The sequence below is a fragment of the Klebsiella sp. WP4-W18-ESBL-05 genome, from assembly GCF_014169075.1.
In the GTDB taxonomy this organism is placed as follows: Bacteria; Pseudomonadota; Gammaproteobacteria; order Enterobacterales; family Enterobacteriaceae; genus Kluyvera; species Kluyvera ascorbata_B.
The window spans coordinates 1,664,041-1,688,615 of sequence record NZ_AP022057.1 but is presented as its reverse complement, the minus strand read 5'-3'; the positions used below and the strand labels follow the sequence as shown (position 1 = coordinate 1,688,615).

The 24,575-nt window shown below is 55.9% G+C and carries 21 protein-coding genes; 9 read left to right on the top strand and 12 right to left on the bottom strand.

All coding sequences use genetic code 11. The features are described 5' to 3' along the window. The first annotated feature begins 3 nt into the window (after nt 1–3). Nucleotides 4–708 (top strand): leucyl/phenylalanyl-tRNA--protein transferase, encoded by a 705-nt coding sequence (gene aat / locus H7R58_RS08120; RefSeq protein WP_182929195.1) that lies wholly within the window; start codon nt 4–6, stop codon nt 706–708. 284 nt (nt 709–992) lie between these two features. Further along, entirely contained in the window at nt 993–1,211 is a 219-nt protein-coding gene (gene infA, locus H7R58_RS08115; protein WP_001040187.1) for a translation initiation factor IF-1, read from the top strand. A 110-nt stretch (nt 1,212–1,321) separates the two neighbouring features. Here the strand turns inward: infA and H7R58_RS08110 are convergent, their stop codons facing one another. The 3 genes from H7R58_RS08110 to clpS form a co-directional block, all read right to left on the bottom strand. Next, nucleotides 1,322–1,552 carry a DUF2554 family protein gene (locus H7R58_RS08110; RefSeq protein ID WP_106924458.1) on the bottom strand — a complete coding sequence of 77 codons (231 nt, stop codon included), beginning with the start codon at nt 1,550–1,552 and terminating at the stop codon, nt 1,322–1,324. Between the two features lie 183 nt (nt 1,553–1,735). Further along, the gene (gene clpA, locus H7R58_RS08105; RefSeq protein ID WP_106924459.1) at nt 1,736–4,012 is read right to left on the bottom strand and encodes an ATP-dependent Clp protease ATP-binding subunit ClpA; all 2,277 of its coding nucleotides are present in this window, start codon (nt 4,010–4,012) and stop codon (nt 1,736–1,738) included. A gap of 29 nt (nt 4,013–4,041) precedes the next feature. Beyond that, complete coding sequence (clpS, locus tag H7R58_RS08100; RefSeq protein ID WP_035896358.1) at nt 4,042–4,362, bottom strand: ATP-dependent Clp protease adapter ClpS; 321 nt, start codon at nt 4,360–4,362, stop codon at nt 4,042–4,044. Between the two features lie 394 nt (nt 4,363–4,756). Here clpS and cspD point away from each other — a divergent pair, with 394 nt between their 5' ends. Further along, nucleotides 4,757–4,978, top strand: a complete 222-nt coding sequence (cspD, locus tag H7R58_RS08095; protein ID WP_064548719.1) for a cold shock-like protein CspD — start codon at nt 4,757–4,759, stop codon at nt 4,976–4,978. Between the two features lie 77 nt (nt 4,979–5,055). Here the strand turns inward: cspD and macB are convergent, their stop codons facing one another. Both macB and macA read right to left on the bottom strand, forming a co-directional pair. After that, nucleotides 5,056–6,996, bottom strand: a complete 1,941-nt coding sequence (macB, locus tag H7R58_RS08090) for a macrolide ABC transporter ATP-binding protein/permease MacB (RefSeq protein WP_182929197.1) — start codon at nt 6,994–6,996, stop codon at nt 5,056–5,058. Beyond that, nucleotides 6,993–8,108 (bottom strand): macrolide transporter subunit MacA, encoded by a 1,116-nt coding sequence (macA, locus tag H7R58_RS08085; protein ID WP_106924461.1) that lies wholly within the window; start codon nt 8,106–8,108, stop codon nt 6,993–6,995. Before macA ends, macB begins: the two co-directional genes overlap by 4 nt. A gap of 162 nt (nt 8,109–8,270) precedes the next feature. Between macA and H7R58_RS08080 the strand changes: the two genes are divergently transcribed. Both H7R58_RS08080 and H7R58_RS08075 read left to right on the top strand, forming a co-directional pair. Next, on the top strand, nt 8,271–9,224 hold the full coding sequence (locus H7R58_RS08080; RefSeq protein WP_106924462.1) for a VirK/YbjX family protein: 954 nt from the start codon (nt 8,271–8,273) through the stop codon (nt 9,222–9,224). Nucleotides 9,225–9,397: 173 nt separating this feature from the next. Beyond that, nucleotides 9,398–10,354, top strand: a complete 957-nt coding sequence (locus H7R58_RS08075; RefSeq protein ID WP_182929199.1) for a VirK/YbjX family protein — start codon at nt 9,398–9,400, stop codon at nt 10,352–10,354. On the opposite strand, the gene H7R58_RS08070 is transcribed toward H7R58_RS08075, so the two are convergent. Further along, on the bottom strand, nt 10,351–12,009 hold the full coding sequence (locus tag H7R58_RS08070) for an ATP-dependent endonuclease (RefSeq protein WP_106924464.1): 1,659 nt from the start codon (nt 12,007–12,009) through the stop codon (nt 10,351–10,353). The genes H7R58_RS08075 and H7R58_RS08070 overlap by 4 nt on opposite strands. Before the next feature lie 374 nt (nt 12,010–12,383). Between H7R58_RS08070 and aqpZ the strand changes: the two genes are divergently transcribed. The 4 genes from aqpZ to hcr all read left to right on the top strand — a co-directional run bounded on the left by aqpZ (nt 12,384) and on the right by hcr (nt 16,943). Further along, nucleotides 12,384–13,076, top strand: coding sequence for an aquaporin Z (gene aqpZ / locus H7R58_RS08065; protein WP_182929200.1), 693 nt, complete (start codon nt 12,384–12,386; stop codon nt 13,074–13,076). A 190-nt stretch (nt 13,077–13,266) separates the two neighbouring features. Next, complete coding sequence (locus H7R58_RS08060; RefSeq protein ID WP_182929201.1) at nt 13,267–14,166, top strand: LysO family transporter; 900 nt, start codon at nt 13,267–13,269, stop codon at nt 14,164–14,166. A gap of 145 nt (nt 14,167–14,311) precedes the next feature. After that, nucleotides 14,312–15,964: a hydroxylamine reductase gene (gene hcp / locus H7R58_RS08055; protein WP_182929202.1), complete on the top strand. Its 1,653-nt coding sequence runs from the start codon at nt 14,312–14,314 to the stop codon at nt 15,962–15,964. A 10-nt stretch (nt 15,965–15,974) separates the two neighbouring features. Continuing rightward, nucleotides 15,975–16,943: an NADH oxidoreductase gene (hcr, locus tag H7R58_RS08050; protein ID WP_106924468.1), complete on the top strand. Its 969-nt coding sequence runs from the start codon at nt 15,975–15,977 to the stop codon at nt 16,941–16,943. A 65-nt stretch (nt 16,944–17,008) separates the two neighbouring features. On the opposite strand, the gene H7R58_RS08045 is transcribed toward hcr, so the two are convergent. The 6 genes from H7R58_RS08045 to H7R58_RS08020 form a co-directional block, all read right to left on the bottom strand. Then, on the bottom strand, nt 17,009–18,112 hold the full coding sequence (locus H7R58_RS08045) for a hypothetical protein (RefSeq protein WP_182929203.1): 1,104 nt from the start codon (nt 18,110–18,112) through the stop codon (nt 17,009–17,011). Nucleotides 18,113–18,268: 156 nt separating this feature from the next. Further along, nucleotides 18,269–19,438, bottom strand: a complete 1,170-nt coding sequence (locus H7R58_RS08040) for an MFS transporter (RefSeq protein ID WP_197974840.1) — start codon at nt 19,436–19,438, stop codon at nt 18,269–18,271. Between the two features lie 410 nt (nt 19,439–19,848). Continuing rightward, complete coding sequence (locus H7R58_RS08035) at nt 19,849–21,585, bottom strand: CocE/NonD family hydrolase (RefSeq protein ID WP_182929204.1); 1,737 nt, start codon at nt 21,583–21,585, stop codon at nt 19,849–19,851. Beyond that, entirely contained in the window at nt 21,582–22,520 is a 939-nt protein-coding gene (locus H7R58_RS08030; protein WP_182929205.1) for an MBL fold metallo-hydrolase, read from the bottom strand. Before H7R58_RS08030 ends, H7R58_RS08035 begins: the two co-directional genes overlap by 4 nt. Further along, on the bottom strand, nt 22,517–23,455 hold the full coding sequence (locus H7R58_RS08025) for an alpha/beta hydrolase (protein ID WP_106924472.1): 939 nt from the start codon (nt 23,453–23,455) through the stop codon (nt 22,517–22,519). The genes H7R58_RS08030 and H7R58_RS08025 overlap by 4 nt, the downstream gene beginning before the upstream one ends. Before the next feature lies 1 nt (nt 23,456). After that, complete coding sequence (locus H7R58_RS08020; RefSeq protein ID WP_182929206.1) at nt 23,457–24,575, bottom strand: FAD-dependent oxidoreductase; 1,119 nt, start codon at nt 24,573–24,575, stop codon at nt 23,457–23,459.

Genomic DNA, 24,575 nt, shown 5'->3' with positions numbered 1-24,575 from the left:
GATATGCGCCTTGTGCAGCTTTCTCGTCATTCGATTGCTTTTCCCTCACCTGAGGGCGCATTACGTGAACCAAACGGACTGCTGGCGTTAGGCGGCGATCTCGGCCCGGCGCGCCTGTTGATGGCCTATCAACGCGGGATCTTCCCGTGGTTTTCACCCGGCGACCCGATCCTCTGGTGGTCGCCGGATCCCCGTGCCGTTTTGTGGCCCGAGCAGTTTCACCTCAGCCGCAGTATGAAGCGTTTTCATCGCCAGTCGCCCTATCATGTTACCCTCAACTACGCATTCAGTGATGTGATCGAAGGCTGTGCCCAGGATCGCCATGAAGGCACCTGGATCACCACCGGTATCAGCCTGGCCTATCAGCGCCTGCATGAGCTTGGCCATGCGCATTCCATTGAAGTCTGGCAGGGCGAAACGCTGGTCGGCGGTATGTACGGCGTGGCGATGGGCGAGCTGTTCTGTGGCGAGTCAATGTTCAGCCGTGCGGAAAATGCCTCTAAAACGGCCCTGTACGTCTTCTGTGAGGCGTTCAGCCGTGCAGGCGGCAAACTCATTGACTGCCAGGTGTTAAACGGCCATACGGCTTCTCTGGGCGCAATTGAGATACCTCGCCGCGACTACCTTGAACAGCTGAATGTTCTGCGCACGCAGCGGCTGGATGATAAATTCTGGGTACCAAGGCGTCTCTTTTCGCCCCAGACGTAAATGTTTTCAGCACAATTTCCATCAGGATGATATAATTGCCGACGAGAGTCGCTTCTGCCTTTTGCCCCGCCGCCGTTTGGGAATCATTCGAGTCAGATAACGCCCACGTTTATCCTGCTGTTTCCGGCCTGGTTCGCGCCCATCACATGCTGTTTTGGTGTGGTGAAAGGGTAATGCGCAAAAACGACTTTCGCCGATTAATACGCACAATTCTTTACTTACATGATGAACTTCGGCATTATCTTGCCGGTTCAAATTACGGTAGTGATACCCCAGAGGATTAGATGGCCAAAGAAGACAATATTGAAATGCAGGGTACCGTTCTTGAAACGTTACCTAATACCATGTTCCGCGTAGAACTGGAAAACGGGCACGTGGTTACTGCACATATCTCCGGTAAAATGCGCAAAAACTATATCCGCATCCTGACGGGCGACAAAGTGACTGTCGAGCTGACCCCGTACGACCTGAGCAAAGGCCGCATTGTCTTCCGTAGTCGCTAATCGCCGCAGATAATGAGCGTTGGCGCCCTATTCGCCGAGCGCTATTTGCCGAAAACTGATGCCCTGCTTATGCGGGGCATTTTTTTATGTATTAAAACGGTATAGCGTGACTAGCGTAACGCCGCTTCGGGTTTGCGCGATTTTTGCCAGTGATGGTGTTCACGCAAGCCTTCCGCCGACTCTTCCGCCACTGCACGTAGTTCATCGCTATCAGCTTCATGGCGTAGCTGGTGATCGGCATTTTTTACCCACAGATACTGATGACCTTTATGACCCGCCATCAGTTGTCCTGAAAATAACGCACAGGTGAGTAAAATCACCGACAACGCTTTCGTCAACATCATGTCACCGTTTGGTTATATTCTTCCGCCATCATGCCAGTCGCTACGTCGGGTTATTATTCGGCAGTTAAAATTAGCGCAAACGGATTGTCAGTGATAAATACAGAGATAATGCCGAGAGAAACCGCATAAAAAAACCGAGCGGCTAAGCGCTCGGTTTTTATTTCATGACTAATTAGATCGTCAGTGCGCCGCTTCCGGCTTATGTTTCTGCGCGCTGTGGAAACCGTAGGTCAGCTCGTTTTTCTCTTTATCGAGCGCCACGGTGACCTGCCCGCCGTCCACCAGCGAACCGAACAGCAGCTCGTTAGCCAGCGGTTTCTTCAGGTTATCCTGAATCACACGCGCCATCGGGCGCGCACCCATCGCGCGGTCGTAGCCTTTATCGGCCAGCCAGTTGCGGGCCTCCTGGCTCACTTCCAGCGACACGCCTTTCTGATCCAGCTGTACCTGCAGCTCGACGATGAACTTATCCACCACCTGATGGATCACATCGGTAGACAAGTGATCGAACCAGATAATGTTGTCCAGACGGTTACGGAACTCCGGCGTAAAGATCTTTTTGATCTCTTCCATCGCGTCGGTGCTGTTGTCCTGTTGGATAAGTCCGATCGATTTACGCTCGGTTTCACGCACGCCGGCGTTGGTGGTCATCACCAGCACGACGTTGCGGAAATCAGCCTTACGCCCGTTGTTATCGGTCAGCGTGCCGTTGTCCATCACCTGCAGCAGCAGGTTAAAGACGTCCGGATGCGCTTTCTCGATTTCGTCCAGCAGCAGCACCGCGTGCGGATGCTTGATGACCGCATCGGTCAGCAGACCGCCCTGATCGAAGCCTACGTATCCCGGAGGCGCGCCAATCAGGCGACTCACCGTATGGCGTTCCATATATTCGGACATATCGAAACGCAGCAGCTCAATGCCCATCGCTTTCGCCAGTTGGACAGTCACTTCCGTTTTACCCACCCCGGTCGGGCCCGCAAACAGGAAGGAGCCCACCGGGCGATGCTCGTGGCCAAGACCCGCGCGGCTCATCTTAATAGCTTCGGTCAGCGCGTCGATGGCTTTATCCTGGCCGAATACCAGCATTTTCAGACGGTTGCCAAGCGTTTTCAGCGTATCGCGATCGCTCTGGGAGACGCTTTTCTCCGGGATACGCGCAATGCGTGCCACCACGGATTCGATATCCGCCACGTTGATCGTTTTCTTACGCTTGCTCACCGGCATCAGACGGGCGCGCGCGCCAGCCTCATCAATGACGTCAATGGCCTTATCCGGCAGATGGCGATCGTTGATGTATTTTACCGCCAGCTCCACCGCTGCCCGTACCGCTTTCGCGGTGTAGCGAACGTCGTGGTGCGCTTCGTACTTCGGCTTCAGACCGTTGAGGATCTGCACGGTCTCTTCCACCGACGGCTCGGTAATATCAATTTTCTGGAAACGACGCGCCAGCGCCCTGTCCTTCTCAAAGATATTGCTGAATTCCTGATAGGTGGTTGAGCCCATCACGCGAATCTTACCGCTCGACAGCAGCGGTTTGATCAAGTTGGCGGCATCGACCTGGCCGCCGGACGCCGCACCCGCACCGATAATGGTGTGGATCTCGTCAATGAACAGAATACTGTTGGTATCCTGCTCGAGCTGCTTGAGCAGCGCTTTAAAGCGTTTTTCGAAATCACCGCGATACTTAGTCCCCGCCAGCAGCGAGCCAATATCCAGCGCATAAATTGTGCAGTCGGCCATAATTTCCGGCACGTCACCGCGCACGATACGCCAGGCCAGCCCTTCAGCAATGGCCGTTTTACCGACGCCAGATTCCCCCACCAGCAGCGGGTTGTTTTTACGACGGCGGCACAGTACCTGAATGGTGCGCTCCAGCTCTTTGTCGCGACCAATCAGCGGGTCAATCCCCCCGACGCGAGCAAGCTGATTAAGGTTGGTGGTGAAGTTTTCCATACGTTCCTCCCCGCCTGCTTGCTCTTCGTTAGGCTGCTGATTTCCGGCGTCGGAAGACTGGCTCGGCTCGTCTTTGCGCGTACCGTGAGAAATGAAGTTCACCACGTCGAGGCGGCTGACTTCATGCTTACGCAGCAGATAGGCGGCCTGCGATTCCTGCTCGCTGAAAATCGCCACAAGTACGTTGGCGCCGGTCACTTCGCTGCGCCCGGAAGACTGGACGTGGAAAACCGCGCGCTGCAGAACACGCTGGAAGCTGAGCGTAGGTTGCGTTTCGCGCTCTTCCTCACTGACCGGCAGCACCGGCGTGGTTTGTTCAATGAAGGCTTCGAGTTCTTGACGCAGCGCCACCAGGTCGACCGAACACGCTTCCAGCGCTTCGCGGGCCGATGGGTTGCTCAGCAGAGCCAGCAACAGATGCTCGACGGTCATAAACTCGTGACGGTGCTCGCGCGCTCTGGCGAAAGCCATATTTAAACTGAGTTCCAGTTCTTGATTGAGCATAGGCACCTCCCCCAATTTTCATGCCTGTATCAGGCTTGTTCCAGCGTACACAGCAGCGGATGCTCGTTCTCCCTCGCGTACTGGTTCACCATGGCCACTTTGGTTTCGGCGACTTCTGCCGTGAAAACACCACAAATGGCTTTACCCTGATAGTGAACCGTTAGCATCAGCTGTGTTGCGCGTTCAACATCATAAGAAAAGAATTTTTGTAACACGTCAATAACAAACTCCATCGGAGTGTAATCATCATTGACCAATATCACTTTATACATTGACGGGGGTTTAAGCCCATCCTGAAGTTTGTCTGCCGAAAGCTGGTCGAAGTCCAGCCAGTCTCTGGTCTTACTCATTGTCAGTCATCATCGTCGGTATCATCACTTGCTGCTGACGAGGCTGCGTACACTTCAGGGCCCGTTTTATCACCGGAATTAATGACACATCCCTCGTTTATCACGTTACCCATCGTTCATGTGTATACAGCTTCTCAATTTACTGTAGATCATAGATAACTATCACCTATAGCTGTCATTCGCGAACTCTGTCACATTCCCGTCAATAGCGTTAACTGCTTCAAATTTTGGCGCATTTTCCCCCTTCACTCCTCCTCAAACGCTTGACGCACTGTACGAAATATCTAAATTGTACTGGCGAGAGTTGGTGAGGTTTTGAACAACTCCTGACTCCACCACCGGTTCATTCCATCTACTTATAAACGTATAATAGTGTTACGAAGGATGTCGAAGTATGGAAATGGGTACTGTTAAGTGGTTCAACAATGCCAAAGGGTTCGGTTTCATTTGCCCGGAAGGCGGTGGCGAGGACATCTTCGCCCATTACTCCACCATCCAGATGGATGGGTACAGAACGTTAAAAGCCGGGCAAGCCGTCCAGTTTGATGTCCACGAGGGGCCGAAAGGTAATCATGCCAGCGTGATTATCCCCGTGGAAGCAGAAACAGCCGCCTAGTTTACTGCCCCATTGTGTACATCCCGCTGTCAAAATGCCAGTCCTTCTGACTGGCATTTTTTCATTTATTTTCGCCCTTATTCCCGCGCCAGCGCATCCACCGGATCGAGCCGCGCGGCGTTACGTGCCGGCAGCCAGCCAAAGAGTACGCCGGTTAAGGTAGAGCAGATAAATGCCGTCAGCAGCGCCAGCGGCGAGAAGCCTATCTCCCAGCCCGGCAGCACCAGCTGAAGCAGCAGCGCAATCATCAGTGAGAGGGTCACCCCCAGCGCACCGCCGACCAGACAAACCAGAACGGCTTCGATTAAAAACTGCTGCAGCACGTTACTCGCCCGCGCACCTACCGCCATCCGAATACCAATTTCACGCGTCCGTTCCGTCACCGACACCAGCATAATATTCATCACGCCGATACCGCCGACCACCAACGAGATCACCGCGACCAGCGTTAAGAACAGCTGTAATGTATGTGTGGTGCGTTCCGCCGTTTTCAAGACGCTGTCCATGTTCCAGACGAAGAAATCTTTTTTTCCGTGGCGCAGCGTCAGGAGTCGGGTCAGCTGCTCTTCAGCTATTCCGCTGTCGTAGCCCTCTTTGACTCTGACGGTAATCGAATTGAGCCACGCCTGGCCCATCACCCGCCCGGCCATCGTTGAATAGGGCATCCAGACGCGCAAAATTTTGCTGCTGCCAAACATCGACTGCTTCTCATCCGCCACGCCAATCACCGTCGCGGGCGTGTTACCCACCAGAATCACTTCTCCGACCACGCGGGCTTTGTCAGGGAACAGCTGGCGGCGCGTATTGCTGTCCAGCACCACCACCTGCGAGCGCTCGGCCGCCTGCACATCATTAAAGGTATTCCCTTCGCTGAAGGTCATGCCGTAAACGTTAAAGTAGTGCTGCCCGATGCCCTGCACGCTGGCGGCTACGTCGATATTGCCCGCGCGAATGCGCAGGTTTTTTGATACCGACGGCGTTACCGAACTGACCCAGGACTGCTTTTCAATCGCCAGCAGGTCGTCATATTTGAGCGACTGCTGATACTGCGGGTCATCATCGCCGAAATCTTTGCCTGGATAGACGTCAATCGTATTGGTCCCGATGGAGCGAATATCTGCCAGCACCATCTGTTTCGCCGCGTCGCCCACCACCACAATCGAGACCACCGATGCAATGCCGATAATGATCCCCAGCATGGTCAGCAGCGTCCGCATTTTGTTGGCGACCATCGCCAGCCAGGCCATCGACAGCGCTTCGCGAAAGCTGTTGTTGAACTGCCGCCAGCCGGAAGCATCCTGCCGCGGTGGCGCAGGTGCCGTAACCGACGTCGGCCGCGCCGGTGGATTGTGAATTATTTCACCGTCGCGAATCTCAATCACCCGTTCCGCCTGCGCGGCGACCTGCGGATCGTGGGTCACGATAATAATGGTGTGCCCCTGCTCTTTAAGCTGATGCAGAATCGCCATGACCTCTTCACCCGAACGGCTGTCCAGCGCGCCGGTGGGTTCATCGGCCAGGATCACCTGACCGCCGTTCATCAACGCACGGGCAATACTCACCCGCTGCTGCTGGCCGCCGGAAAGCTGCGACGGCGCGTAGTCCACGCGATCCGCCAGCCCCAGACGCTGCAACAACTGCTTTGCCCGCTCAAGCCGCGCCTTACGATCCTGCCCGGCATACACTGCCGGAACCTCCACGTTCTGCGCCGCCGTCAGGTGCGACAGCAGATGGTAGCGCTGGAAGATAAAACCAAAGTGCTCACGCCGCAGCGCCGCCAGCGCGTCGCCGTCAAGCGTCGCCACGTCGGTCCCCGCCACGCGGTAGGTGCCGCCGGTGGGTTTATCCAGGCAGCCCAGAATGTTCATCAGCGTTGATTTGCCCGAGCCGGAGGCCCCGACGATCGCCACCATTTCCCCGGCGTTAATCTGTAGCGAAATGCCTTTCAGCACTTCCACGCTGCCGTCACCGGAGGGATAGCTGCGCCGAATATCGGTCAGTTCAAGCAGTGCGATCATTTTGCCGCCCCGGCTTTACCCTCACCGATAATCACTTCATCGCCCGCTTCCAACCCTTTGGCAATCTCCACATCGGTATCATTACGCGCGCCGATCACCACTTCACGGGTTTTGACTTCACCGTTGCGCAGCAGGCGGACGTTGTAGCGATTGTCGCCCACGTTATCGCCCAGCGCCGACAGCGGAATGGTCAGCACGTCGTTCACGCCGCCCAGTTGAATATGCACCTGCGCGGTCATTTCCAGGCGCAGTACGCCGTTCGGGTTCGGCACTTCAAAACGCGCATAGTAGAAGATGGCATCGTTCACTTTTTCCGGCGTTGGCAGGATGTCTTTCAACGTCCCTTCATAGCGCGTCAGCGGATCGCCAAGCACCGTAAACCAGGCCTTCTGCCCCGGCTTAAGGTGGATCACATCAGCCTCGGAAACCTGCGCTTTCACCAGCATGGTGCTGAGATCCGCCAGCGTCAGAATGTTCGGTGCCTGCTGCGCGGCAATCACCGTTTGCCCCTGTAAGGTGGTAATTTGCGTCACTTCACCGCGCATCGGTGCCACGATGCGGGTGTAGTCGAGGTTAGTTTTCGCCGTATCAAGCGAGGCCTGGTTACGTTTAATCTGGGCATCAATGGTGCCAATTTGCGCCTGTTTAACGGCCATATTGGTTGCGGCTGTATCCAGATCCTGGCGCGAAACGGCCTGCGTTTTTGCCAGTTGCTGCTGGCGAGCGTAGGTCACGCTCGCCAGCTTCCACTCGGCTTCCGCCTGCCTGCGCTGCGCGCGCAGTTCCATCAGCGTAGCGTCGACTTCTCGAATCTGGTTTTCCGCCTGTTCAGGATCGATAACCCCCAGAAGCTGATCTTTCACCACTTTATCGCCGATATTGACTGACAGCGTTTTTAACTGCCCGCTCACCTGCGCGCCAACGTCAACTTTGCGCAGCGCATCAAGCTTACCGGTGGCGAGCACGCTCTGCTCCAGCGCGCCTTTACGCACAATCAGCGTTTGGTAATTGGGCAACGGCGCGTTCAGCATTTTCCAGACGGCAATCAGCGCCACTGCCGCAACGACGATCGCTATCCCATACCGCTTTTTGAATTTTCCCTTAATGTTCATAAAAATCCTGAATTCCAGAAATATTTCGACAAAATGTGCAGACCAACTTCAACAATGGTTAAACGGCTGATGAAAAGTCCTGGCTAAAACTGGCGTATTGCTAATTGATTCAATTGAGTGATGTTAAAATCATCATTCATATGTAATTCTGGATAGTTAACCATGTCACAGCTCAGCGATAATTCATTCGAGACGTCCCGCCAACCTACCGCCCTCGGCCTCTTTTTCAGCCTGTTCAGCGGCCAATGGCGCCCAGGTGAATTCTGGCACCAGCGCAGCTTCCGGCGGAAGTTTATGCTGCGTTCTTTACTGATGCCGCGCCTGAGTCGTGAATGGATGAATGAGCTGTCCCATTGGTCTCATCTGAGCACCCTGCTTACGCGCCAGCCGCGTCTGCCGGTGCGCCTGCATCGCCCGTATCTGGCGGTTAACTTTAGCCGCCATCAGGTGCTGGATGCGCTGCGCTATCACTATACCCTGCTGTCCGAGGCCATGTCCTCAGAAGAGTTTGCCACCTACCTGAATACACAGGCCCTGCCGCTGGCGCAAATTGAAGGTAAAAATGGTGACATCTTTACCCTTGAGCTGACTATGCAGATTAATCTGGATAAAGAGGGTGATAGCACCATTCTTATCCGCAACGCTGACGGCGACGTGTTGGCCGAAATGACCTTCACCCTGCTGAATTACCACAACCAGCGCACGCTGTTTATTGGCGGCCTGCAGGGCGGTAAGCGCAATCTGCCGCACGAAGCGATTCAGAATGCCACCAAGTCCTGCCACGGCTTGTTCCCGAAACGCCTGGTCATGGAAGCCGTTTGCCGCTTTGCCGAGCGCCTGCACGTGGAGCAAATTCTGGCCGTCAGCAACGAGGTGCACATTTTCCGCGGCGAACGTTACCAGGATAAGAACAAAAAGATCCTTTCAGATTATGACACCTTCTGGGAGGCCGTGGGCGGCGAATGCGATAAAGAAGGGTACTTCCATATTCCAGTTGCCATCGCGCGTAAAGATATTGCTGAAATCGCAAGTAAAAAACGCGCAGAGTACCGCCGTCGCTATGAGCTTCTGGATGCCATTCAGAGCCAGATGTCGGGGCTTTTTAGCCAGCCTTAATGTCCCTTCCCGCGCGCTGATAACACGGCGCGCGGGAAATGAACAAAAATGAACACGATCAAACCTAAATAATTCATAAACAAAGCATAAACTTCACAATCTTTGCATTTGTTGAAATTTCATTGAAGATCCCGCTGATTAAATGGGCAAAACCTCCAAATGAGATTTTTCTTATGTCGAGCATTGCCGCAATTCCACACTCCACTCTTCCGCAACCAGAATCCAGCTGGCAGCTTTTTCGGCTGCTGTCGACCGGCGCATTAACGCCGGGCCGCGCGTGGAAAAACCCGGCGTACCGACGTAAATTCCTGCTGCGATCGCTGAGCACGCCGCGCATGACCGGCAAACTGCTGGGGAGCCTGGCAAAACAGCCGCATCTGATGGAGATCCTTCGCGTACAGCCCGGCCTCCCGTGCCGTCTGCACCGCCCCTGGCTGTGCACGCACATGAGCCATCAGCAAACCATCAATGCCCTTTGCTGGCACTATCGGCAGATGCTGGATACGCTGCCGGAAAACGTCGCCAGCGACTATCTGTCAACGCACGGTGCGCTGCTGGCAACGCTCACCGGCAAAGATGAACAGCAGTACAGCATTCGCCTGTGCGCCGACGCAATGCTCGACAAAGAAGGCGAAGCTACGCTGACCTTCCACGACCAGAACCAGACCATACTGGCGGAGCTGACGTTTACCCTGTGCCAGTACAACGGCGTGAATACGTTCTTCGTCGGCGGCCTGCAGGGTGCGAAGGCCGATGTTCCGCATCAGCTTATCCAGAGTGCGACCAAAGCCTGTCACGGCCTGTTCCCGAAACGGCTGGTGGTGGATGCCATGTTAACGCTGGGCACGCTGCTGTCGGTCGAGCACGTACGTGCGGTCAGTAACGAAACGCATATCTATCGCAGCCTGCGCTACCGCCGTAAGAAACGCGGTAAACTGCATGCGGATTACAACAGCTTCTGGGAGTCGCTGGGCGCGGCGGCCGATGGCGAAGGGGATTACGTTTTACCGCTGGCGCTGCCGCGTAAAACCATGGAAGAGATAGCCAGTAAGAAACGCGCCGAGTATCGACGCCGCTACGAGCTGCTGGACGCGCTCCAGCAGCAGGTTGCACAGACCGTTCAGCCTTAATCCGCTTTCCCGCGCGCCAGCCAGACCACGCGGGAAAACATTTTCTTCAGCAACGGCGGCACCGCCTCCACGCCGCGCCGCCCGGCTTCCATCGCCACCTCAATGGCGAGATCCGGCTTTGATGAACGGTGAATCGCCTTGGTGATGACCCGACGCATATTCATCGGCACATTGTCAGGCAGCTGCGCCACGCGATGGTAGACGGTGGCGAATCCCTGCCGATACATAAAGTGTTCCATATCCGGCGCGGGCAGCGTAGTCAGATGATGATGTTCCGCCTCGCGATCGTTGTTCAGCAGACCGCGCACCGTTGCAGCATACTTTTTCCCCGCCTCATCGCCGTCGACCAGCACGTGCCATTCAATGCCCATGCGGCGAGCAAATTTCACCAACGGCTTCAGCCCGGACTGGGCAAACTCAATGACCTTCACCCCCTCCGCATCAAAGTGATGACCACACTGGCGCGCCAGTTCGTTGATAACCCAGGTCTCCGTTTCCCCTTCGACCAGCAGCCAGCAGCGTGCAAAGAGCGATGAGGCGCGGTTAAAGCGGATATGAAACGAAATTCGCCGGCTGTCTTCGGCATTCATTCCCTCGGGCCCCAGACGCCATGCAGACACGCGGGACGACTCGCGCACCAACCGGCAGACGTTTTGCATCGGCGTCAGCGACAGCAGCTCGCCGGAATTGGTGGTCGCCACCCGCTGTAAAGGCAGCAGGTTCAGCAGGCTCCAGGCCACCGACAGCATAATCGGATGCAGCCGCGTTTCCGGGTCTTCCACCAGCAGCAGCGGACGCGCATCTCTATCGAGCTTGACCGCTCCCTTGGCCTGCAGCAACGTGGCAAACATGCCCAAAAGGATCACCCGGTGGTTGCGCGCGCCGGGTTTGTCGATCATCCGATTGATCAGATCCAGATAACGCCAGCTGCGCTGCTCATCGTGCGAGCGGCGGCGCATCAAACGCTGAATCGCCGGGCCAGAGCCTTGCTCAGAAAAGTAGTGTTCCAGCAGTTGCCCCATGGCCGCCAGCCCCTGACGGATTTGGCCATCGCTGAGATTCTGCGGGCTGGTGACCAGCTCACGGGAAAGGAAATCGAGCTGACGAGCGGTGATTTCCACGTCGGGAACATCCGGCACGGTGCCGCTGCGAATGCGTCGCATAAAGCGCGCATCGCGCAGGCGCAGTACCGGCATCAGCCGGATCAGCTCGCGGGCCTGGGCGTCAATATCCGCAATGTCCAGCGCCTGGCCGTCGCTATCAATAAAGCTGCGTAGCGTCAGCACGCTGCCGTCGGCGGCCAGCTCGCCTTCCAGGCGGTAAAAAATGCGCCGATAGCCGTCATCGCACAGCGACCAGCAGTCGGATAACCCGCGATAGCGTCGCCCCCGGTAGCGGCCAGGTTCATTTTCGCGGAAGGTGAGAATAATATGCAGATGGTGTTCACGGCCCTGGACGTCGCCGGGCGGGAACCAGAAATCATTATGCACAAAGTGGTACAGCGCATCGTGCGGCGAAAGCAGCAGCGTCAGCGCGTCGAGTAAACTCGATTTACCCCACGCGTTTTCGCCGATTAAGACGTTATTCTCCTCCAGCATTAACGACAAACGGTTAATGCCGCGAAACCCTGCAATCTCGGTGCGCTCAAGAAGCATAACTCCTCCGTAACACGATAGCGGTCATCCTTTCGTTATCGGCAGTATAGCGGCATGCGCGGCGCTTGACACCCGGCGCGGCCCCCACTTTCTGACGGACTGATGTTTTATTAACCACTGAAAGTAATAAAGTGCGCTCCCTATCACCTTCCCCGATTATTCTGAAAATAATGCACTACACTCAAAATCAAAGAATGAATTGCTTAAGGAATAACACCACATTGTTTTGTATCAAAGTTCAGGTACTTATTTAACTGGTGAAGGGATGACGTTCGTTTTTAAAATAATGAGGACTATGCCTGCCACCCATTTTGGTAGGGATATATTCAGTCGTCACCCTTTATGACGATAATATTTTTTAATTCGAGGTGGTTATGTTTAGAAAATTGGCTGCAGAGTGCTTCGGCACCTTCTGGCTGGTATTTGGTGGCTGCGGTAGCGCCGTTCTGGCGGCAGCGTTTCCAGAATTAGGGATTGGCTTTGTGGGCGTTGCGCTGGCGTTCGGTTTAACCGTTCTGACCATGGCGTTTGCCGTGGGCCATATTTCCGGCGGCCATTTTAACCCGGCGGTCACGCTGGGCCTGTGGGCCGGCGGCCGTTTCCCGGCGAAAGAGGTGATTGGCTATATTGTCGCACAGGTTGTCGGCGGGATTATTGCGGCAGCCGTACTGTACTTAATTGCCAGCGGTAAAGCGGGCTTCGATGCGGCAGCCAGCGGTTTTGCTTCCAACGGCTACGGCGAACACTCCCCTGGCGGCTACTCTATGCTGTCCGCTATCGTGATTGAAATTGTTCTGACCTGCGGCTTCCTGCTGGTTATTCACGGCGCAACCGATAAAAACGCGCCGGCAGGCTTTGCGCCGATCGCCATCGGCCTGGCACTGACCCTGATTCACCTGATCAGCATCCCGGTCACCAACACCTCCGTTAACCCGGCGCGTAGCACCGCGGTAGCTATCTTCCAGGGCGGCTGGGCGCTTGACCAGCTGTGGCTGTTCTGGGTCATGCCAATCATCGGCGGTATCCTGGGTGGTGTGATTTATCGCACCCTGCTGGAAAAGAAATAAGCCGCCTGCCGGTCTGATAGGCATAGCGCCATCAGGCAGTATCAGGCACATTGCCGGATAACGGCATAGCCTTACCCGGCCTCCAAAGACCCGACTCTGTCGGGTCTTTCTTTTTTCGTGGCTTTACTCAGAATGGGGTTTTCGGTAGTGTCTGTGCGCTATTTCAACACTGCAAGGAACTGAGCACGCCATGTTATCGGGATTGCTAATCATTCTGGTGCCACTCATTATTGGCTACCTTATTCCCCTCACCCACCGCAGCGCGCTGCAGCTAATCAACCGTCTGCTGAGCTGGATTGTTTATCTGATTCTGTTTTTTATGGGGATCAGCCTGGCCTTTCTGGATAATCTGGCGACCAATCTCTTAGCCATCTTCCACTATTCCTCTATTAGCATTGTGGTTATTTTATGCTGCAATATCGCGGCGCTAATGTGGCTGGAAAAAGTGTTGCCCTGGGGTCACCCACACCATCAGGAAAAATTACCCTCGCGTCTCGCGATGACGCTGGAATCATTAAAGCTGTGCTTTGTGGTTATTGCCGGGTTCGTCCTTGGGCTGAGCGGATTATCCTTTTTGCAGCATGCCACCGACGCCAGCGAATATACGCTTATCTTCCTGCTGTTCCTTGTCGGCATCCAGCTACGAAATAGCGGCATGACGCTCCGACAAATTATTCTCAACCGCCGCGGTATGGTGATTGCGCTGGTCGTCGTCGCCAGTTCGATGGTCGCCGGGGTGATAAACGCGTTTCTGCTTGGGCTACCGCTTAAGACCGGCCTGGCCATGGCTTCCGGCTTCGGCTGGTATTCGCTGTCCGGCATTCTGCTGACCGACGCCTACGGGCCGGTTATCGGCAGTGCGACCTTCTTTAACGACCTGGCACGCGAGCTGCTGGCGATTATGCTGATTCCCGGTCTGGTTCGCCGCAGCCGCTCTACCGCCCTCGGCCTGTGCGGTGCAACGTCGATGGACTTTACGCTGCCCGTTCTGCAGCGCTCCGGCGGCGTCGAAATGGTGCCGCCAGCGATCGTCCACGGCTTTATTCTGAGCCTGCTGGTGCCGCTGATGATGGCCTTCTTCACCGCCTGATACCTCCTTGGCGGTAGCGACGGCTGCCGCCAAAATTGCGCTAAATCAACCTCCCTTTAAGTTGCACGAAAAAGCCCTTTTCAAGGCTTAGCACCAGGCTTACCCTTAAACATGTATATTAAATATAACTTTAAAAGGTGTGACCATGTTTTGTGTGCAATGTGAACAAACCATCCGTACTCCGGCAGGGAACGGCTGCTCTTATGCACAGGGTATGTGCGGTAAGACCGCTGAAACATCCGATCTGCAGGATCTGCTGATTGCCTCCCTGCAAGGTCTGTCCGCATGGGCGGTGAAAGCTCGCGAATACGGCATTATCAGCCATGACGTCGATAACTTCGCCCCGCGCGCGTTCTTCTCTACCCTGACTAACGTTAACTTCGATTCCCCGCGTATTGTTGGCTATGCCCGTCAAGCCATCGCCATGCGTGAAGCGCTGAAAGCGCAGTGCCTGGCCGTTGATGCTAACGCCACCGTTGATAACCCGATGGCAGAGCTGCAGCTCGCCAGCGACGACCTGGGCGCTCTGCAAAAGCAGGCTGCGGAATTTACCCCGAATAAAGACAAAGCGACCATCGGCGAGAACATCCTCGGCCTGCGTCTACTGTGCCTGTACGGCCTGAAAGGTGCGGCAGCTTACATGGAGCACGCCCACGTTCTCGGTCAGTACGACAACGATATCTATGCGCAGTACCACAAAATCATGGCGTGGCTGGGTACCTGGCCTGCCGATATGAACGCTCTGCTGGAGTGCTCAATGGAAATCGGCCAGATGAACTTCAAAGTGATGAGCATCCTGGACGCCGGTGAAACCACCAAATACGGCCACCCGACCCCGACTCAGGTCAACGTTAAAGCAACCGAAGGTAAATGTATTCTGATCTCCGGTCACGACCTGAAAGATCTGTACAACCTGCTGGAGCAAACCGAAGGGACTGGCGTGAACGTCTATACCCACGGTGAAATGCTGCCAGCGCACGGCTATCCGGAACTGCGTAAGTTCAAACACCTAATCGGTAACTACGGCAGCGGCTGGCAGAACCAGCAGGTTGAATTCGCCCGCTTCCCTGGCCCAATCGTGATGACCTCTAACTGCATCATCGACCCGACCGTGGGTGCCTACGACGACCGTATCTGGACCCGTAGCATCGTCGGTTGGCCAGGTGTGAGCCACCTTGAAGGCGACAACTTCGGTCCGGTCATCGCTCAGGCTCAGCAAATGGCGGGCTTCCCGTACAGCGAAATTCCGCATCTGATCACCGTTGGTTTCGGTCGCCAGACCCTGCTGGGCGCTGCGGATACCCTGATTGACCTGGTCAGCCGCGAAAAACTGCGTCACATCTTCCTGGTCGGCGGCTGCGACGGCGCGCGCGGTGAACGTAACTACTTCACCGATTTCGCCACCAGCGTACCGGACGACTGCCTGATCCTGACCCTAGCCTGCGGTAAATACCGTTTCAACAAACTGGAATTCGGCGATATCGAAGGTCTGCCGCGTCTGGTGGATGCCGGTCAGTGTAACGATGCTTACTCTGCCATCATCCTGGCGGTCACCCTGGCGGAAAAACTGGGCTGTGGCGTGAACGACCTGCCGCTGTCTCTGGTGCTCTCCTGGTTCGAACAGAAAGCGATTGTGATTCTGCTGACCCTGCTGTCGCTGGGCGTGAAAAACATCGTCACTGGCCCGACTGCGCCTGGCTTCTTCACGCCGGACCTGCTGGCTGTGCTCAACGAGAAATTCGGTCTGCGTTCCGTGACCACCGTTGAAGAAGATATGAAGCAGCTGCTGAGCGCGTAAGGAGTAAAGAATGACAATGCCAACTCATCAGTGCCCGTGGCGGATGCAGGTTCACCACATCCATCAGGAAACGCCGGATGTATGGACAATTTCGTTGCTGTGCCACGACTATTATCCGTACCGCGCCGGGCAGTATGCACTGGTCAGCGTACGTAATTCAGCGGACACGCTGCGTGCCTACACGATTTCTTCAACGCCGGGCGTTAGCGAATACATTACGCTGACCGTCCGTCGGATTGACGAAGGTGCAGGTTCACAGTGGCTGACCCGCGACGTGAAGCGCGGCGACTATATCTGGCTGTCCGATGCCATGGGTGAATTCACCTGTGAAGATAAAACAGAAGACAAGTTCCTGATGCTGGCCGCCGGCTGCGGCGTGACGCCCATCATGTCAATGCGTCGCTGGTTGGCAAAATACCGCCCGCAGGCCGATGTGCAGGTGATCTTTAACGTGCGTTCGCCGCAGGATGTCATTTTTGCTGACGAATGGCGTGAATATCCGGTGACATTAGTCGCTGAAAACAACGCCACCCACGGCTTTGTTTCTGGCCGACTCACTACCGCACTGCTGCAAAGCGTGCCGGATCTGACTTCGCGTACCGTGATGACCTGCGGCCCGGCGCCGTATATGGATCTGGTCGAGAAAGAAGTGAAAGCGCTGGGCGTGACGCGCTTCTTTAAAGAGCAGTTCTTCACACCTGTTGCCGAAGCCGCCACCAGCGGCCTGAAGTTCACCAAACTGCAGCCAGCGCAACAGTTCTATGCGCCGGTGGGCACCACGCTGCTGGACGCGCTGGAAAGCAATAAAGTCCCGGTTGTCGCCGCCTGCCGTGCGGGTGTTTGCGGCTGCTGTAAAACCAAAGTGGTTTCCGGTAATTACACGGTCAGCAGCACCATGACGCTGACCGACGCGGAAATCGCCGAAGGGTATGTACTGGCCTGCTCCTGTCATCCGCAGGGCGATCTGGTGCTGGCGTAATTCTACGCCCCCTTCCCCACAAGCCGCCCGCGCATACCGGGCGGCTTTTTTTATGCCCGTTGGCGTCAGTACAGCAGTCCGAAATGCAGGGTTAACGCCTGATCGCGCCGTTCCCCCTTCAGACCGTCATTGCGTGAATAGGCCACGTTCATCATGGCGCCATGGCCGAAGTTAACCGATGCCCCGATTGACGTATGCAGACTGGTCGGGTCTTTTACCACCGTATTGAGATCGTTTTTAACCTCCTGGTTAACGCCCAGTTCCAGCATGGGTGCAATGTTTCCCGGGCGAAGGTCGGTATCCTCAAATCGCGCGTTGGCCGTTATCATGGCGTAAGCGTCATTTGGCCCTTCCGTACCGTTCACCGTGTTGCCGAACGTATCTTCAACATCATTGTAATGGTTATCCTGATAGGCCACTTTTAACGTCGGATGGAATGCCCACCCTTGTGGCAGAAAGCCTAACGACTGCCGGGTAAACGTCCCCACGAGGCTAAGCTGGGCGTAAACCCGGTTCCAGTCCTGATCGTAGCCATATTTCATACCCCCACCCAGAGGGATATGCGTCTCACCGTCGGCCCAAAAGTACTCTGCGCGGGCAGCAAGCCCCCACCAGGCGTTAAACTTCTGCACGATATCGCCGCGTACGCCGTACCCGAGGTCGCGGGTCTGACCATCGTTGTGAATAAAGTTGATGATCTGCTTCTCCGTAAAGACCCCAATCCCAAGCAACGTGTCCTGAGAGGGCGCGTTCAGATACTCAAGCTCAATACGGCCTGCGCGCGAATAAACCTGAGTCTGGTTCTTATCGCGATAGTTAACGTTGGCAAACCCGCCCAGCTTCAGGAATCCATGGCTGCTGTCTCCCGGGAGAGAATAAAACAGATCGACCGGTAACACGCCGACATTGGCGGAATCTTTATAACCAGAGGTTCGCCCCGTTGCCCGCGAGTCCTCTATTTCCGCCCGCGCCTGGCCAATTCGCGCCTGTACGGTGCCATAATCTTCATAGCTGTTAAATTCGTACATTAACCCGGCCTGCGCCAGATTATAGATAAGCGCCTCACCCTGACTCAGTGGCGGCATACCCGCCCCCTCAGCATAGGCGCCTTTACTATTTATTATCATCAGAACAATAACTGCCAGCAGCGTGTTTGTTTTCGTTTTCATCTGTTTATTTCCGTTTATGATGCCGTACGTCGTCTTATCAAGACGTCGTCGCCATCTATTAATATTATTAGTAGGGTTTTTGAAATATCAGAAAAAAGTACCGTCTGTGTTTATCGTTTACGCCTGAATAAAATAAATCGAAAAATAAAATAGCGTTTATTCGACGGGTTCCGGCAGCGCTATTGTTTTGCTGCGCACGCGTAGCCGTGTCGCATTAAATAAAATGACCTGTACTGCGGCAATAAAACATGCGGCAATACCAATGGCCTCAAAGCTAAAGAGTTTCACTAAGGTTCCGCCAAGGAAGGGGCCTACTGCGGCGCCGGCCATCATCATTGCCGGCGTTCCCGCCACGGCGCGGCCGGATAAATCCAGGCGCGCGAGCAGACCAAACGCGAAGGTATGGGTAAACAGAATCGTAAACGCCATTCCTCCTCCGCTCAGCGCATACAGCAGATAGTTATCGCTGTGGGTCGCCATCATCGCGAAAAATGCCTGAAATAGCGGACCAATACAGATAACCACCGTGGCGCTGAGCCGTTTTTCGAGCAGCGCGGCAATCGGCGAGGGGAAAATGGCAACGATGCCGTACCCCACCAAAGCCAGGGTAACCAGCTCAACGCCGAAGCCTCTGGCAATGCCCAACCTTTCGTAGAAAGATAACGTCATAGCCTGTGCGGTACAGAGTAGCGCTATCCCGACGATGCAGAACCACACTTCCCGGCCAAGCGGCGCGGTGGTGGCGGCGTTTTTTGTCTCGCTGACGGCGAAGGCGATAGGGAAAAAGAGCAGCGATGCCACCGCGGCCAGCGCCATCAGGCCGCTTAACATCAGAAACAAAGTTGGCCCGCCGAACCGGGCAATCATCCCCGGCGCCACGCCGAGAAACACGATCCCCAGAATACCGATAGCCAGCCCTGCCAGCCCGAATAGTCGGTGCGGGTTAGCGCAGTGCCCAACCGTGCCGTGCGTCACGCTCAGCGCGGCCCCTACCGCCAGGCCACAGACAAAATGCAGGGCCACCAGCAGGCTATAATCCCGCGTCAGCGCGCTGGCCATCAGCAGCAGCGCACCGCAGCCAAAACCGGCCACCACCACCCGCCGGCCGTTTAACTGATTGAGCCGCGGGGCAATCGTAATGCTCGCTAAAGACGCGCCGAGCAGAAATAACGTCGGCAGCCCACCGGAAGCCTGCGGGTCGAAACCATACAGCCCGACCAGCGTCCCCACCCAAACCGGCAGCGCGACCAGATCGACCATCCCGGCGCAGTGCGCGAGCATAATGGCGGCAATGCCGCGTTTATTGACATGAACTCTGGATGTCACGATATAACCCTCTTTATTTAAGACCGTTAGAATAAACCTCTTTTCTCATACATCAGGCAGCCATAATGAATACCGACATTTATTACCGTTGTATTTAACGATAATAAATGGATATCTCAGGCCACCGTCATAAATATTCCTGCAGCGCGTAAAAACAGCGCACAGCAAAACCAAGGAAATTAACTTTCCTTGTAAAGAAAGCCATTATAACTCAGACATCAAAAGCCTTCGCTGGCGGCAATTAACCCTGAGCTATAACGTTTTATATATGACTACAATGAAATTTACATCTCTCTCAGAGGACGGCTTTCATTCACACTCCTTTTTTGAAAACAACGATTCACCTGACGTTAATCATTAACGCCTGACGGGCTCTATTTATTGTTAATAAAAGTCGGATCGTTTTTTTATTATTTTCTCAGTAAGTGATATTCGTTAACGACGCTATCGTGCGGTCTGTGATTCGCCTTCGGCTGGGCAACAAACGGCAAGACTAAACGCGACGGGTGTGCGGCATCCCGATAAATGATATGCGTGACCGGCTGCCCTACCGGCAGATGATAGGCGTCAGGCGGCAGCAGAGAATTGTGCTCATCCACCATCGGCTCATTGCACATCAGCTCGACCACCAGCTTGTGCCCGATACAAAAATCATTGGCAAAAGGATAAATGCGCACCACATATTCGTTGATGGTTCCCGGTTCCACGGGCACGCTGCGGGTATGCGGATGATGCGGGTTGCCTTCCGTCGTCCGGGCGTCCAGCTCGCGGTGCGACGCCTTGAGAAAACCGGTTGAAACCAGCTGACGCTTGCCGGATGGCGCTTCATCCCACAGTCGCAGAATTAAGTTGGTATCAGGCTGGTCGATCTCGACAAACAGATGCGCAGCCCCCACGCCATGTACCGACGTCACCGCGTCAAAAGGATCGGTGGACCACGTCAATTTCTCGACTTTGTCGGTAATGGTGAGCGGCGCCTGGAAAAAACCTTCCGGGTAAGAAATATCGGCGCCGTAAGCCTCTGGCTCAGGGCTCAGCTTGCCGCGCGTGCGCAGATAAAGCGGTTGATAGCCGACCGCTTTCACCGGCCACTGTTCGCCGGTACTCCAGCGGCGGGTTCCCTCAACGTGCACCTTGACGGCGGGCTCATCCATAATGCCGTTATCGATCCCTTTCAGCCAATAGTCATACCAGCGGAACATGGTGTCATGCTCATCCACCCACGGCCGCGTTTGCATCGGCGGGTAGGGCCCGATCTCCAGCTTTTTGGGGCACTGTAACTGGTCAAACAGCGCAATCGTACCGTCAACGGTCCAGCCACGCCCCTGATTGATTTGCAGATAAACGGGAATATCTATGTTTTTTGCCAGGTTAATCGGATTCTGTTCTTCATACCATTCGCCGTCGACCTCATTGGTGATGATATCGAACCAGGATTCATGGTGAATAGGGTAATGAAGAATGTGCACCATATTGGGCCAGGCGGCGACGTCAGGGTCCGCAAGCCGTGCGGCAACGCGCGACTTGATTTCTTCCGGGGTATAGGTTTCCAGCATCCGCGACTTATGACGGTGCGTAAAGGCCCAGCCGGAATCGCCTCCGCGCCCTTCGCGAGCCGCGCGCGGCATCAGCCACATAATGCCGCCATGGTAGGTGGTTTCATAAAAATCAAAGTGACCGCCGCTGACGAAAATGGCTTTCAGACTTGGCGGCCGCTCAGAGGCGGCAAACACCTGCATGGAACCAAAGTAGGAAATACCGATCATCCCGACGCAACCATTACACCACGGCTGCGCGGCAACCCATTCGATAAAATCGTAGGCATCCTGACCCAGCGGTACGCCGCCCGCGTTGTAATTACCGATGTGTTCACCTTCAGACGCCCCGGAGCCGCGCACATCACCAATCACATGGACATACCCCTCCTTCACGACCCGCGTAATATCACCCGCTTCAATACAGCCGTCCCACAGCGGGGAGGGACGTTTTTGCGGAGGAATAGTCAACGCCAGGGCCTGCAGCTCTTTGCCATACGGGCTCAGCGCGATTAACGCCGGACGCGGTTCATCACCTTCCGCATAATAAGCGTCTGCGGCCAGGTGAACGCCATCACGCATAGGGACACGTAAGTCTTTCAAAACAATCATGAGCGATATCCTTGGTTAAAATAGCCGTGCATCGTAGTGAAAAAAGGAGAAGGTTCAAGCCGCGGGTCGCCTTCATATAACAGCGCTTCGGCGATGCAGCAGTACGGCGAACATAGGGCCTGGGCAATATCCCCGGCGTCCGCCCCGACTTCGACGACGGCATGACGCACCCGGGCTTCAATATCGAGACTTTCCTGGATTTTATCCGCCGCCTGCTGTCGATTGAGCACCACGCCAAGCGGCGCTTCCCCCTGGCTGCGATAGGGATGCCCGAGGAACAGACGTTCCGGCTGGACGGTATCGCGCAGATGCCGCAGGCTGACGCGATAGGCGTCCGGATCCACATAGCCCGGAAAACCGTTAGCCGCCCCGTGGATCTGCACCGCATCACCGACAAAAACATCCCCCTGCCCGATGACTTCATAAGCCACCGAGCCCGCCGAATGGCCGGGCACGGAGTGCACTCTGATGCGCAAATCCGCCCCCAGCGACAGCTCGTCGCCATCGCGAACGATCACGTCGGGCTCCATTTCACCGGAAATGGCGGCCAGACAGGCCGCCGAGAGCCTGGCCTCACCCTGCGGATCGTTGATATAGCGCCCTCGTCCCTGCAGATATTCCTCGACGTGGGTCCGCCGCGAGCGCAGGAACGGCACATCGGCTTCATGAATCACGACCTTCGCTTTTCGGCCGGTCATTTCCCACAGCGCACAGGCGCCGCCAATGTGATCAATATGGCCATGCGTCAGCAGGATCCAGCGAATATCTTCCACCCGCCGCCCGAGTGCGCTGAGGCCCGGTGCAATCCCGACCGAAGGCGAACTGGCGATCCCGGTATCGATAATCACCGGTTCGCTGCTATCAATAAAAAAGCTGTACAGGCCAAAGCGCCCCCACTCGGAGTACAGCGGATGAATGTCCACAGCCTTGCTCATCGCGTCCCCCGCAGGAACGCCGCCGTTTCAGCGTAAACGCCCTGAAATTCAGGCAGCCAGGAAAAGTGCTGAATAAAGCCGTGTCCAGCCCCTTCATAGCGATGCACCTTCACCGCCACACCCGCTTGCGCCAGCTTTTGCCCATACCGTTCCCCCTCATCGCGCAAAGGATCGTACTGCGCGGTAACAATCAGGGCCGCAGGCAGCCCGGCCAGATTCTGCCGTTTGATTGGCGAGACCAGCGGGTTTTGCGGATCGGCCCCGCTATCGAGGTAAAACGCATTAAACGGTTTGAGCATGGCGGTTTCCAGACCATAGCCAACCGCGTTGGTTATCCGTGATGCATAACGCGTGCTATCGAAATCCAGATCGACGGACGGGTAGTAAAGCACCTGATGCGTAATACACTGCAGTCCGTCATCAAGCGCCATGGCGGCGACCGCAGCGGCGTAGTTGCCGCCCGAACTGTCGCCCGCCACGGCCAGTGTCTGACCGTCCCAGCCCATTCCCGTTCCCGCCTGCGCGCCGTATTGCGCCAGCCATTTTACGACCGCATAGCAGTCTTGCAGACCGGCAGGGAAAGCATGTTCAGGCGCCAGCCGGTAGTCCACGGCCACGACGACGCACTGCGTGGCGCGGGCGAGCTCACGGGCGACGTGATCGTGGGTATTCAGGCTACCGAGGAAAAAGGCACCGCCGTGAAAATAAACCACTGCGCCGTGCGTCGCCTGGTGGTCTGGCGTATAGAGACGTACGTTAACTTCACCGGCCTGTGTTGGCAGCGTGCGGTCCTCAACCGACGCCATGGGCAGACGGTTCTCCTGCCGCGCCGCCTGCTGCTCTTCCCCCGCGCGCATCGCCTGTGGGTTTAACGGCCCCGGCGGTGGCGGCGGGAGGGTGCTGAGAAAATCGGCAATTGTCGTGTGCAGTGTCATATTATCCCCAGGTGGCAATCTCGCCTTCGTGCTGATTTGGAAATACGCTCTGAATTTCATCTTCGCTCCACCCCTGGCGGGATAAGCGCTGTAATTCATCGGTCATCGGTTTACGTTTCGCGGTAAAGTTCGCCAGCGCCTGGGCGAGGGACGGTTCCTGCGCAATGCAATCGGCCAGAATTCCGGCATCCAGCACCGCCGAGTTTGCCCCCTGCCCCTGGTGATGGCACATGGCGTGCGCCGCATCGCCAATCAGCACCACGCAGCGGCTGTTCCAGGTATCCACCGGGTCGATGTCATACACCGCGCGCAGGTTCACCTGCGCCATATCCAGCCCTTCGGTGATGTGAATAAGCCGCGGATCGAACCCCTGTACGACTCTGAGCAGCTCCGCTTTATTCAGAACCGGCACCGGCGACGCATCCGCTGACAGGCAGGTCACATCAAACGACACTTCATGGCGGTGCAGCAGCGGCAGCAGATAAATCTTGGTGCCCATTCCCACGTACATGCGCAGGTTGCCGTCGTCCACCATTCCGAAGGTATCGCGCGCCGGGATCACCACGCGATAGGCATGTTCACCGGCGAATACCGGCGGTTTATCGCTGAACAGCTGCTGGCGGACCTGCGAACGAATACCGTCGGCGGCGATCACCAGATCAGCGTCGATGGCGACGCCGTTGGCGAATTCCACGCGAGCCCCCGTGCCGTTATCCACAATACGCGTCAGGCGGTGATCGAACTTCACCATCTCCGGCGGCAGTACGCTTAACAGCGCCTGAATAAAGTCACCGCGATGCACGAAATGCGTTGAGGCGCCGTACGTGTGCTTTTCCGGCCACTCTTCCATCGCAATACGCTGCCCGTCCTTGGTTAAAATTTCGAAATAGTCGCTTGCGGAGGTGACGGCCTTAATCACCTCAACAATGCCGAGCTTTTGAAATTGCGCCATCGTGGAGGGCCGCAGGCCAATACCCGCGCCCACTTCTCGCGACTCTTGCGCCTGTTCATAGACCGTCACGTTGGCCCCCAGCAGCTTCAACGCGTGGGCCGCCGTCGCGCCCGCATAGCCTGCGCCAATCACGGCAACGTTCAGATTTTTTATTATTTGTGGCGTCAT

Excerpts from the sequence above, each read along its gene's own strand:
- H7R58_RS08060 (WP_182929201.1), top strand. The coding sequence starts at position 13,267 with ATGTTATCGGGATTGCTAATCATTCTGGTGCCACTCATTATTGGCTAC.
- hcr (WP_106924468.1), top strand. The coding sequence starts at position 15,975 with ATGACAATGCCAACTCATCAGTGCCCGTGGCGGATGCAGGTTCACCAC.
- H7R58_RS08075 (WP_182929199.1), top strand. The coding sequence starts at position 9,398 with ATGTCGAGCATTGCCGCAATTCCACACTCCACTCTTCCGCAACCAGAA.
- macB (WP_182929197.1), bottom strand. The coding sequence starts at position 6,996 with ATGATCGCACTGCTTGAACTGACCGATATTCGGCGCAGCTATCCCTCC.
- hcp (WP_182929202.1), top strand. The coding sequence starts at position 14,312 with ATGTTTTGTGTGCAATGTGAACAAACCATCCGTACTCCGGCAGGGAAC.
- H7R58_RS08020 (WP_182929206.1), bottom strand. The coding sequence starts at position 24,575 with ATGACGCCACAAATAATAAAAAATCTGAACGTTGCCGTGATTGGCGCA.
- H7R58_RS08025 (WP_106924472.1), bottom strand. The coding sequence starts at position 23,455 with ATGACACTGCACACGACAATTGCCGATTTTCTCAGCACCCTCCCGCCG.
- macA (WP_106924461.1), bottom strand. The coding sequence starts at position 8,108 with ATGAACATTAAGGGAAAATTCAAAAAGCGGTATGGGATAGCGATCGTC.
- H7R58_RS08080 (WP_106924462.1), top strand. The coding sequence starts at position 8,271 with ATGTCACAGCTCAGCGATAATTCATTCGAGACGTCCCGCCAACCTACC.
- H7R58_RS08045 (WP_182929203.1), bottom strand. The coding sequence starts at position 18,112 with ATGAAAACGAAAACAAACACGCTGCTGGCAGTTATTGTTCTGATGATA.
- clpA (WP_106924459.1), bottom strand. The coding sequence starts at position 4,012 with ATGCTCAATCAAGAACTGGAACTCAGTTTAAATATGGCTTTCGCCAGA.
- H7R58_RS08110 (WP_106924458.1), bottom strand. The coding sequence starts at position 1,552 with ATGTTGACGAAAGCGTTGTCGGTGATTTTACTCACCTGTGCGTTATTT.
- H7R58_RS08070 (WP_106924464.1), bottom strand. The coding sequence starts at position 12,009 with ATGCTTCTTGAGCGCACCGAGATTGCAGGGTTTCGCGGCATTAACCGT.
- H7R58_RS08035 (WP_182929204.1), bottom strand. The coding sequence starts at position 21,585 with ATGATTGTTTTGAAAGACTTACGTGTCCCTATGCGTGATGGCGTTCAC.
- aqpZ (WP_182929200.1), top strand. The coding sequence starts at position 12,384 with ATGTTTAGAAAATTGGCTGCAGAGTGCTTCGGCACCTTCTGGCTGGTA.
- infA (WP_001040187.1), top strand. The coding sequence starts at position 993 with ATGGCCAAAGAAGACAATATTGAAATGCAGGGTACCGTTCTTGAAACG.
- H7R58_RS08030 (WP_182929205.1), bottom strand. The coding sequence starts at position 22,520 with ATGAGCAAGGCTGTGGACATTCATCCGCTGTACTCCGAGTGGGGGCGC.
- clpS (WP_035896358.1), bottom strand. The coding sequence starts at position 4,362 with ATGAGTAAGACCAGAGACTGGCTGGACTTCGACCAGCTTTCGGCAGAC.
- cspD (WP_064548719.1), top strand. The coding sequence starts at position 4,757 with ATGGAAATGGGTACTGTTAAGTGGTTCAACAATGCCAAAGGGTTCGGT.
- aat (WP_182929195.1), top strand. The coding sequence starts at position 4 with ATGCGCCTTGTGCAGCTTTCTCGTCATTCGATTGCTTTTCCCTCACCT.